At 27.4% G+C, this 5836-nt stretch carries 7 protein-coding genes; 6 read left to right on the plus strand and 1 reads right to left on the minus strand.

Features of this window, described 5'->3' with window-relative positions; all coding sequences use genetic code 11:
* The first annotated feature begins 183 nt into the window (after positions 1-183).
* The 6 genes from I4U58_RS12230 (at position 184) to hpt (ending at position 5010) form a co-directional block, all read left to right on the plus strand.
* Positions 184-837, plus strand: coding sequence for a polysaccharide deacetylase family protein (locus I4U58_RS12230; protein ID WP_243269628.1), 654 nt, complete (start codon positions 184-186; stop codon positions 835-837).
* Between the two features lie 114 nt (positions 838-951).
* Positions 952-1584 carry a single-stranded DNA-binding protein gene (locus I4U58_RS12235; protein ID WP_343003909.1) on the plus strand — a complete coding sequence of 211 codons (633 nt, stop codon included), beginning with the start codon at positions 952-954 and terminating at the stop codon, positions 1582-1584.
* Positions 1585-1697: 113 nt separating this feature from the next.
* The gene (locus I4U58_RS12240; RefSeq protein WP_195931625.1) at positions 1698-1862 is read left to right on the plus strand and encodes a hypothetical protein; all 165 of its coding nucleotides are present in this window, start codon (positions 1698-1700) and stop codon (positions 1860-1862) included.
* A 162-nt stretch (positions 1863-2024) separates the two neighbouring features.
* Positions 2025-3350, plus strand: coding sequence for an L-serine ammonia-lyase, iron-sulfur-dependent, subunit alpha (locus I4U58_RS12245; RefSeq protein ID WP_195931626.1), 1326 nt, complete (start codon positions 2025-2027; stop codon positions 3348-3350).
* 268 nt (positions 3351-3618) lie between these two features.
* Positions 3619-4380 carry a hypothetical protein gene (locus I4U58_RS12250; protein WP_195931627.1) on the plus strand — a complete coding sequence of 254 codons (762 nt, stop codon included), beginning with the start codon at positions 3619-3621 and terminating at the stop codon, positions 4378-4380.
* Between the two features lie 90 nt (positions 4381-4470).
* A complete protein-coding gene (hpt, locus tag I4U58_RS12255) occupies positions 4471-5010 on the plus strand; it encodes a hypoxanthine phosphoribosyltransferase (protein ID WP_195931628.1) in 540 nt (179 codons plus the stop codon).
* 67 nt (positions 5011-5077) lie between these two features.
* Here hpt and I4U58_RS12260 read toward each other — a convergent pair whose 3' ends face one another.
* Positions 5078-5713 carry a DUF488 domain-containing protein gene (locus I4U58_RS12260; RefSeq protein WP_195931629.1) on the minus strand — a complete coding sequence of 212 codons (636 nt, stop codon included), beginning with the start codon at positions 5711-5713 and terminating at the stop codon, positions 5078-5080.
* Between the last annotated feature and the right edge of the window lie 123 nt (positions 5714-5836).

Genomic DNA, 5836 nt, shown 5'->3' on the forward strand with positions numbered 1-5836 from the left:
AGATTTTATTAAAGAATTTAAAAAATTGGTTATTTTTTATTAAATATAAAAATAGATTTTTAATATATAGGATTGGAGGAGGATGATATGTTTGCTAGAACGAGGGCTTTTTTAAGCAGTATTATTCTATTTTTACTTGGGTTAGTTTTGGTTTTTTCTTTAGTTTATTGTATAAGGATATTTTTGAACGAGCAAAATGAGGACATACCAATATACAGAGTGGAGACAGACAAAAAAGAAATAGCATTAACTTTTGATATATCTTATAACGAAGGAAATGTAGATAAAATATTAGATGTATTGGATAAATATGATGTAAAGGCGACTTTTTTTGTAGTGGGCAATTGGGTAGATAACAATCAAGATGTTGTGAAAAAAATTCACGACAGAGGACATGAAATAGGAAACCACTCTTATTCACATCCTTATTTTAATGAAATATCAGAGTCAGAGATGAAAACTGAATTAGACAAGACATCTAAGAAGATTAAAGATATAATAGGAGAAGAGACCACATTATTTAGACCTCCATATGGAGAAATAAATGAAAATGGTGTTAAGTACTGTGAATCTTTAGGGTACAAAGTTATAAATTGGGATGTAGATTCAATGGACTGGAAAAATATAAAAGGAATTTATATAGTAGATAGAGTTGCACAAAATACATCACCAGGTTCAATAATATTATTCCATGGAGAAGGCCGTAATATCGATGATTATCTAGATTCAATTATTGCGCATTTTCAAAAAAACGGGTATAAGATGTTAAAATTATCAGATTTAGTATATGACGAGGATTATTACATAGACTCATCTGGAGTTCAAAGACATAAATAATAACAGATACATAAAAATAAAATGTAATAAATATGATTTTTTCAAAATATATTTATAACATATAGAAGATAAAGAAACAATTAACAATTCGGGGGGATAAAAAGTATGGTAGTTATGAAAGACGATACAAATATTGTAAATCTAACTGGGGAACTTGAAGATAATTTAGAATTTAGTCATGAGATATTTGGAGAAAAGTTTTTTAATACAAAGATAAAAATAAATAGATTGAGTGATTCTTATGATATTTTGCCTATGACGATTTCAGAAAGGTTATTACAAGAATTAGACTTTGATAATAACAAGCTTGTGACTGTCTCCGGTCAACTTAGATCTTACAATAAAAATGTAGGTGAAAAAAATAAATTGATTTTAACAGTATTTGTACGAGAAATAAAACCAAAAGAAGAGGAAAATAAAGATCCTAATAGCATTTTCTTGGATGGATATATATGCAAACGTCCAGTATATAGAAAAACGCCTTTAGGTAGAGAAATAACAGATTTATTAGTGGCGATAAATAGACCATATAATAAATCAGATTATATACCTTCTATTGTATGGGGACGTAATGCCAAATTTGCACGAAATTTAAAAGTAGGCGACAGAATACAGATGTGGGGGAGAATACAAAGTCGATCATATGAAAAGAAGATAGATGAAGACACAGTAGTTAAGAAAGTTGCTTATGAAGTTTCAGTTTCAAAAATAAAGAAAATAGAAGAAGACGAAAATATAAATATTTAAGTGTTAAAACTTATTCAAAAGATGTAAAATAGATATAAGAAATATATATGATTTATCCTCTAGTATTAATGGAGGATTTTTTGTTTAAAAAAAGTCAAAAGAGGAGGTTTTTTATGTCAATTAATTATACATTAGTGTCAATTATAATGTTGTTTGTAATTCTTATAAGCATCCAATTTACACTTAATAAAATATTTATGATTTTAAAAGAAATTAGAGATATACTTTTGAACAAAAAAATAAAAGATGATTATAATGAAGGAACTAGAAAATATTAAAGCTATATATTAAAAAAGTTATCCAGACTCAGGACAACGATTTACTAAATAAATATATATTTATAGTGCAATATTTCTATTTTATTATATTAATATAAAATAAAATAGGACATGCAAGACGTGATTTTGATTTTTTAGTTAAGTTATTTAGGAGGTAAGATAGTGAGAGATATAAGAAAAGAATTAATAGATATATTAATTGCCGAGGTAAAACCTGCACTAGGTTGTACTGAACCAGTAGCAGTAGCCCTGGCTTGTGCAAAAGCTAAAGAATTATTAGGTGAAGAAATAGTAGAAAATAGAATATTAGTAAGTCCAAGTATTTATAAAAACGGGATGTGCGTAGGTATTCCAGGAACAGAAAGATTAGGACTAAAAATAGCTGTTGCAATGGGATTTGTAGGTGGACATTCTGAAAATGGTCTAACAGTATTAGAAACATTAGATGAAACTCAAGTAAGAGAATCTGAAAAATATATGGATACAACTCCTATAGATATTGTTCCAGCACAAACAAAAGATAAAGTATTTATAGAAGTAGATTTAAGAGGAAAAAATAATATAGCAAAAGTAGTTATAAAAGAAAAACATGACAACTTTATATATTTACAAAGAAATCATGAAATTTTACTTGATACAGGTGAGTACAATCAAGAAGTAGATGCAAAAGCGGCAGATAAAAATACAGTTATTAAAAAAGAAACTTTCATGGACACTACTAATGTAAAAGAAATAGTAAAAAATGTTGAAAATATGGATTTAGAAGACATTAAATTCTTATTAGATGGTGTAAAAATGAATCTTGAAATAGCTGATTATGGTTTAGAAAATAAAGCTGGAATAGGTGTTGGATTCGGTATAAAAAAAGCTAAAGAAGAAGGGTACATGGCTGATGATTTAATGACAGAGGCAATGATGTTAACAGCAGCTGCATCAGATGCTAGAATGGCTGGAATAAAAATGCCTGTTATGAGTTCAAATGGAAGTGGGAATCACGGTTTAACAGCAATACTTCCAATAGTAGCATATAGCAATAAATTCCCTCAAAATGATGAAAAACTAGCAAAAGCATTAGCAATATCACACTTAGTAACTGGATATATTAAAAATTATACAGGGAGATTATCGGCAGTTTGTGGATGTGGAGTAGCAGCATCAACTGGAGCGGCAGCAGGGATTTCTTGGTTAATGGATGAAGATATAACTCATATAAAAGGTGCAATCGAAAATATGATAGCAAACTTAAGTGGAATGATTTGTGATGGAGCTAAAGCTGGTTGTGCACTTAAATTAGCATCAGCAGCATCAGCGGCAGTTCAAAGTGCAATAATAGCAAAACAAGGATTCCATGTTCCACCAAAAAATGGAATAGTTGGAGATAAAGTAGAACAATCTATTAGAAACTTAGGTAAAGTAAGTGATGAAGGTATGACAGTTACAGACGAAGTAATAATAGATGTTATGAATGATATAAATAAGGTAAAATAGTAAAAATACATATAAAAATAGGTAAATCTTTTAAATGTATTTATTAATAAAAATAGAGGCGAGATAATACTATTCAATCTGCCTCTATTTTTATTGTGAAAATTATAAGAAAATTTAAATATGGAAAAAATTGCATTGAGTAAAAAATAACTAAATTTACTAAAATTATCATTTTTTGTGTATACTTTACTATGTGAATTATTTAGTTAAAATAACTAATCTAGGGAATTAGCCAGATTATCTAGAGTTTAAAGAGAGGGTTAATAACATGGAGGGGAAAAAAATCCAAGACTATATGAATGATATAGACGAAGAATTTTTACAATCTGAAAGGTTAATTACAAAAAACGGGTTAAATAATTTAAGTAAAAAAAACAAGAAAGCTGGACTAAAAACAATACTACTAATAATGTTTTTTATATGTATTTGGATATTTACATATATAGCATCAAATAAAAATACAATATTCTTAGCTCAGTCAGTCGGAAATGTCAGTGCTAGATATGTAGAGAGAGCACCAATAATAGAGTATGAGAATAAGCAAGAAGAGTTAAATGAGGAAGAACTTTTCATGAAAAAAAATACTATAATTGCTAAGGGTAGAGTAAAAAATGTTAGGAATATAAGAATTAAATTCAACAATGAAATGATTTATCGTGCAGTAGCAGAAATTGAAATTACACAATCATATAGAGGAAATTGTAAATCAGGTGAATTAATATCTGTATTAATTCCATGCACAATTCATATTGGATTAGATGCTTTAGAACATGAAGTTATTTCTAATTTAAGAGTAGGGATGAATGGAATTTTTATGATGGAAAAGTATGATCAACATTCTTATATCGAAGAAGAGGGCACTATATTATATTTAGAAGACTTGGCTGAATATGGATTTATAGATGCTCATAAATATGGATTTTTAGAAAATAAAGGTCAATTAATATTTGATAGATATACATTTAAAAGTATAGAAAAAGCAACAAAATTAGATGAAGTTGAATCATACATCAAAAAGATGATAGAATAATTATATAACTATTCTTTGTGACTATTTAATATAGACAGAATTTATTAATCATTATAAAATAGATATATTAACGATTATGGAGGAACAATAATGGATATAGAAAAAAAAGTTTGGGAAGTATTATGTTCTGAAGAGGACTTAAATAAAAGAATAAAAGAATTAGGAGCCCAAATTACAGAAGATTATAAAGATAAAAATCTAATGGTTATATCTTTATTAAGAGGTAGTTTCGTATTTTGTGCAGATTTAGTTAGAGCTATCGATTTAAAAACAAAAATTGATTTCATGACTACACAAAGTTACGGAGATGGTTTCTCTACAAGTGGAAATGTAGAAGTTGTAAACGATATAAAAGGAAGCCTAGAAGGATATGATGTATTAGTTGTAGATGATATAACTGATTCAGCACTTACAATGGATTATGTTATAAGACATTTAAAAGAAAAAAATCCAAAAAGTATAAAATCTTGTGTTTTACTTGATAAACCAAGTAGAAGAAGAGTAGAATTAGTTCCAGATTATTGTGGTTTCACAATAGAAGATAAATTCGTAGTAGGTTACGGATTAAACTATGGAGACCATTACAGAAATATACCATATGTATTTGTTGTAACTGATAAAGATAGATAGTAGTAAATGGGGTAACATTTTGTTACCCCATTATTTATATAAATTAATATTAAAGTTTCATAAATAATTAAATCTTAGTGCTTTTATTGTCTTTTAATTTTTCTATTCTGTATCCGATTTCTTTATTTGCTAGTTTATATCCTTCTTTAATCATATCTTCTCGACTAATAGCATTACCCAATAAAGAATCTATAGTAAGCTGATTTCTATCTTCAAAATATTTTTCAAGAAGCTGTTCCTCTAACTCAGATTGTACTTTTAAATCACCTTCATGCATGATATGTTTTACATCAAAGCCTGCCTTTATTAATTCTTTACCTAGTAATATCGCACGATGGCATCTAATAGGCTCTTGCATTGCACCAAGCAGTACTATTTTATAATTTTTAGAGCAGCCAACTTTTAATCTTTCTATTCCTCTTTTAAATTCATCTTCTAAAATTACTTTATCAAAATCTGCATATCCTTCATCATTATAGCTGACTTTAGTTTTTCTTTTTGCACCAAATTCATCAGCCATATAGATATATGTATATCCTAAATTTTTTAGAGTTTCGTGGAGAAATTCTTTATTATATTGAGTGTTATATTTTGAGTAAGGGGTAGATCTTATATCAACTACACAATTTATATCGTATTTTTTTAATATTTCTATAAACTTATCAAACGGATAATTAGAATGACCTAATGTATAAATTTCTATTTTAACCACATCCTTAATATATTTTAATTATATAAATATAATACCCAAATTTTAATATGAAATTTTGAAAAATAGTATTAGCTAATTGATATTATTTAAAGATAAACATAAAAACTCAAATAT

This window comes from Clostridium sp. 1001270J_160509_D11 (assembly GCF_015667935.1).
Taxonomy (GTDB): Bacteria; Bacillota; Clostridia; order Peptostreptococcales; family Peptostreptococcaceae; genus Intestinibacter.